Annotated in this window: 4 protein-coding genes; 2 read left to right on the top strand and 2 right to left on the bottom strand. The window is 25.7% G+C overall.

What is annotated here, in order from left to right:
• Nucleotides 1-593 (top strand): response regulator (locus CRU95_RS15955; RefSeq protein WP_129102102.1); only part of this gene is annotated, 593 nt, incomplete at its 5' end.
• Entirely contained in the window at nt 594-2,450 is a 1,857-nt protein-coding gene (locus CRU95_RS15950) for a histidine kinase dimerization/phosphoacceptor domain -containing protein (protein ID WP_129102101.1), read from the top strand.
• A 21-nt stretch (nt 2,451-2,471) separates the two neighbouring features.
• Here CRU95_RS15950 and CRU95_RS15945 read toward each other — a convergent pair whose 3' ends face one another.
• Together CRU95_RS15945 and dgt are read right to left on the bottom strand one after the other, a co-directional pair.
• Nucleotides 2,472-2,942, bottom strand: a complete 471-nt coding sequence (locus CRU95_RS15945) for an MOSC domain-containing protein (protein ID WP_129102100.1) — start codon at nt 2,940-2,942, stop codon at nt 2,472-2,474.
• A 51-nt stretch (nt 2,943-2,993) separates the two neighbouring features.
• Nucleotides 2,994-4,220, bottom strand: coding sequence for a dGTP triphosphohydrolase (gene dgt / locus CRU95_RS15940; protein ID WP_129102099.1), 1,227 nt, complete (start codon nt 4,218-4,220; stop codon nt 2,994-2,996).
• Between the last annotated feature and the right edge of the window lie 576 nt (nt 4,221-4,796).

Here is a 4,796-nt window from a genome sequence, read left to right as displayed (position 1 = left end):
AAAATGCAATAGAACATGTAAAAAAAAATCATCCAGATCTGATATTAATGGACATCAATCTAAAAGATAGTATGAATGGAATAGAAGCAGCCAAATACATCTGGCAATACTATAAAGTACCAATTATCTTTTTAACCTCATATGGAGATAACAAAACAATAAAAGAAGCAATGATTTGCGAGCCTTATGCTTATTTACTTAAACCTTGTAGAGATGAAGAGATAAGAGCTACCATCGAAACAACCCTACATAAACATAATTATTTTTTTAAAAATAAAGAAATAATAGGAAAAGACAAAAATATACAAACCATCTTTTTAGAAGATAATTTCTCTTTTGATAAAACAAAAGGTATTTTATACAAAAAAGACAATCCTTTGAAACTAACAGGCAATGAAGTAAAACTTATTCAATTATTAAGTGACTATCCAAATGAACCTGTAAATTTTAATAGAATAAGCACTTATATTTGGAGAGAAGATGCATATGACTTAGCAAAATTAAGAACGCTGATTTATAGATTAAAAATAAAAATTGGAAGCAATATTATTGAAAATATATTTGAACTAGGATATAAGTTGAAAATAAAATAGATGTTTAAAGTTAATCTAAACTCTCTTAATACAAAAATATTTATTACCTTTATACTATTAGGGTTATTTTTATTAAGTGTATTATTAGTACAACTTATTCCAAATATGCAAAATGAACAAAAAAATCACATATCTGATGAAATAGAAAATATCATATATCTAACTACTCAACAACTAATTCTTGCAGAAAAAGCAATCAAAAATAATGGTATTATTAAAAGAGATAAATTAAAATCTATTATGGAACTAGAAGCAAATAAAATTTATAACAAAATAAACAAAACAAATAATATAAAAGATTTTTCAGCTATTAAATATAAGACAAATAATAAAGAAGCGATATTTAATATTTCAATTTTAGATAAAAATAAAAATGTAATCTTTCAAGTAGAAAAAGAAGACTTTTCTAAAATAAAAGATAAATTAAAAGAAGATGAGTTTTTAAGATATGATGAAAAAAATGAATATGTATGTTCTTCTGGAATTAGAAAATTCTTTTATACAAAAAAATTAATTAAGTTAAATAAATATCTTATAATTTCAAGCGATATAGATAAAATGCCCATAAAAGGCAAAGGTCTTGAACTAAATATTAAAACTGATATTCAAACTAGTTTTTCAAGATTGGAAAGATTTCATAAGGGTAAGACTTATTTGATGTGGTTAAATATCAAAAATGCTCAAGATAATAAAATCTTATATAATAAGAATGATAACTCAGAATATAATACAAAATATTGTTTAAGTAGATTATCAAAGTTTAGATTTCCTAAAACTGGACTTTTAACAGGAAAACAGATTTTAGAAGCAATTGATAAAGAGCCTATCAAACACCTTCTTGACTCGCCTGAAGATCCGGGTAATTATATTTATCCCACATTAACTTGGGTTAGATTAATAAGTAGTGATACCACAGAAAAATTTCTTTATATAACTTCTGTGTATGAAAAGGATTTTATTCAAAGTATCGATTCTTCATTGTTAAAAGTTTTACCTGCTGTGATTATTTCTTTTATTATTGCACTTATAATTGGTTCATTATTATTTAAACGATTATTTAAAAGTATAAATATTCTTACACATACTTCAAAGCAAGTAAATGAAGGGAAATTAAATCATAGAAATAATCTAAAAGGCAATGATGATATAGCCATGCTAGCAAATGCTTTTGATAAGATGTTGGATTCTTTAGAAAAAAACATCAATGAATTAGATAAAAAAGTTGAAGAGAAAACAAAACAATTAACAAATTCTTTAAAAGAAAAAGAGACTTTATTAAAAGAGATTCATCATAGGGTAAAAAATAATTTAGCTATCACTATAAATCTAATAAAACTAGAAAAATCAAAAATAAATAATGAGGAAACAAAAAGTTCTCTTACAAATATCCAAGATAGAATCTTTGTGATGGAATTACTTCATAGAAAGCTATATGAATCAGAAAATTTAAGCTTTATATCACTAAAAAAATATATAAATGACCTAACAAAAGATATAGAACTCAGTTACAATAAAACAAATTATGTCAAAATAAATAATGATATTGATGATATCAATATGGATATCGACCATGCACTGCCTTGTGGACTTATTATAACGGAGTTGATAACAAATTGTTTTAAATATGCATTTAATGGTAAAGATGGACTAATTGATGTATCTTTTAAATGTATTGATAAAACATGCTATTTGAGTGTAAGGGATAATGGAATAGGACTAAATAAAGATATTGATATAAATAACACTCAAACTTTAGGTTTACAGATTATTTCAAATATTGTAAAAGGTCAACTATTTGGACAGTTTAAATACTCTTTTGATGATGGTTCTAGCTTTGATATAGTTTTTGATTTATAAATATTATAAGGAGAGTAATCCTTATAATACTTCAATTTGGCAGTTTAAGTCTATGCTTCCACCCTTGATAATTTGAGCTCTTAACCCTGCTTTATGCACCATTTGAGTTAGTGTTTTTTTCTCGTCCAGTTTTTCAGCTATATATTTACAAGGTTCACATAATCTAATACCTTTTAACACTACTTCACCTATTTGAAACTCTTTTCCAACTAGTGAGTTTAAATCACAATTTGTAACTGCGATATTTCGTCTAAAGTCTTCAGGTGTAAATGAAAGGTTGTGTTCTTCATTTAGTGCATTTATATTTTCTATTTCTATTAGTGTTACATCTCTATCAGGTTCTATCTCACCTTTATTAGAAAATGTCCCTTCTTGGTTATAGTATCTATCTCCAAAGATTCCTTTTCCAACTTCTAATACTACTTGATTTACATTTTGCATAGGGCTTTCAATACTTTTTGAGATAAGAAGATTCGATATTTTTCCTGACATAGTGTTTTCCTTTATTTCTTTTGATTATAGCTTAATAAAATATTTATTATATTAACAACTTTTAAAATATAATTGTTCTAACGAACTTTTTCCAAAATATTTTATATATTCTTGTTCAGCATATGAATCCATCATTCCAGAAATATAATCAATAACAAGTCTTACATTAGGGTAATCTAAAGTTCGTAATTCAGCAGGTAAAAGAATATTGCCTTTGTTATATGACAAATCAGTATAAACTTCAAATAATCCCCTTATAACTTTTTCACCTTTTTTTTCATAGTGTTGAATATCTTTTTTTCTTAATATTGTTATAAATAATAATTTCTTTAATCCTTCTGCCAGTTTATTATTCCCTTCATATCCTAATTCACTTCCACTATTTTTATGTAAAATTGAAATTTTTTTACACAAAACATTTACAATCTCAGAAGTTAACTCTTTTCTTAAAACAGCTGAATATTCTTCCGATGTTTCAAGTTTTTTACATTCTAATGCCGTTTTTTGTACTTTTTTTGTAATCTCAGAAAATTCATCATAAGCACATGAGAAATCTTTACTAATTTTAAACTCATGTAATATTTCACCAAGGCTAATTATTCCCGAACTTAATGCATCCTCTAAATCATGAGCAGCATATGCAATTTCGTCAGAAATATCCATAATTTGTGCATCTATACTTTTTATGACATTTACTTTATTCTCTTCTAATTCTTTTTTTAAAAAATCATAATCATCTTCATATAAAAATTTTTTATTTTTAATATTACCTCTATTAAAATATTTTGTTACACCAAGTAATGTTCTAATCGTTAAATTTAATCCCTCATAAGCATGATGTTTTTTTTCTAATTTTTTTAGTATTCTAAAGGTTTGTGCATTTCCTTCATAGCCACCAACATTAACTGATAATTCGTTTAATATAATTTCACCATAATGTCCAAATGGAGGATTACCTAAATCATGTGCTAAAGAACAACTTTCGGTAACAACCGTCATTTTTATACCAAGATTCTGAGCAATTGAACGTGCAATTTGCGCGACTTCAAGACTATGAGTTAATCTATTTCTATTAAAATTAGTTGAATTTATTCCTAATAATTGCATTTTACCTTGTAATCTTCGAAATGAAGATGAATATAAAATTCTTGCATAATCTCTCATAAATTCATCTCGTCCAGAATCTCTACCATCATTTACGTTAGTCGATCTCTTATCCAAACTACTTAATTTTAATTCTTCTTCCTGTGCAAACTCCATTATTTCTTTAGAATACATTTATGTCCTTTTATGTTATGTATAGTTATGCCATATAAAATTAATCTATTTTATTTTACTATAAAAATACTATATAAATATCACTATTTAACTTTTGTATAGAATTAATATACTCTCTTGAAGAGGTAAACCTCTTCGCTTTCTTACTTTTGTATTGACTAAAAGTAAGCAAAAACAACTACAGCTTCGAAGCCAAAGGTTCCCTCACTTATTATTTTTATCTTTTCTGATTGCTAAAACTCGTTTATTAAAACTTGCATTTAGCAACTTTTAAACACTCGCACAGTTATCAATCTTGTTTAGAAAAGAGAAAAATAAACGCTCGGCTTCTGTAGATGTAGCAATATTATTTGGTGTCTATATATTACTTTATAAACTAGCAGTTAAAACTATCGTCTTTTCTTTCTGCCTTTGATGAAGCTGGAAGTTACATGTTTATTTTCGGTTACGCCCGAAACTGTTTGAGTTTCCACCTTTAAAAACAATTAAAAAGAGTCTATATTTTATTAAACAAAAATATTATTTCATTTCAATTTCCTTTTTATTTTGAGTAAAATTCAAGTATCTTTTAGAATC

The sequence above is a fragment of the Arcobacter sp. F2176 genome, assembly GCF_004116465.1.
GTDB classification, from domain to species: Bacteria; Campylobacterota; Campylobacteria; order Campylobacterales; family Arcobacteraceae; genus Arcobacter; species Arcobacter siniprincipis.
Note: the sequence above shows the minus strand (reverse complement) of the source record. Positions and strands in the feature narration are given on the sequence as shown.

Bases quoted from the DNA above. Each gene is read 5' to 3' on its own strand.
- CRU95_RS15950 (WP_129102101.1), top strand. From the start codon at position 594: ATGTTTAAAGTTAATCTAAACTCTCTTAATACAAAAATATTTATTACC.
- CRU95_RS15945 (WP_129102100.1), bottom strand. From the start codon at position 2,942: ATGTCAGGAAAAATATCGAATCTTCTTATCTCAAAAAGTATTGAAAGC.
- dgt (WP_129102099.1), bottom strand. From the start codon at position 4,220: ATGTATTCTAAAGAAATAATGGAGTTTGCACAGGAAGAAGAATTAAAA.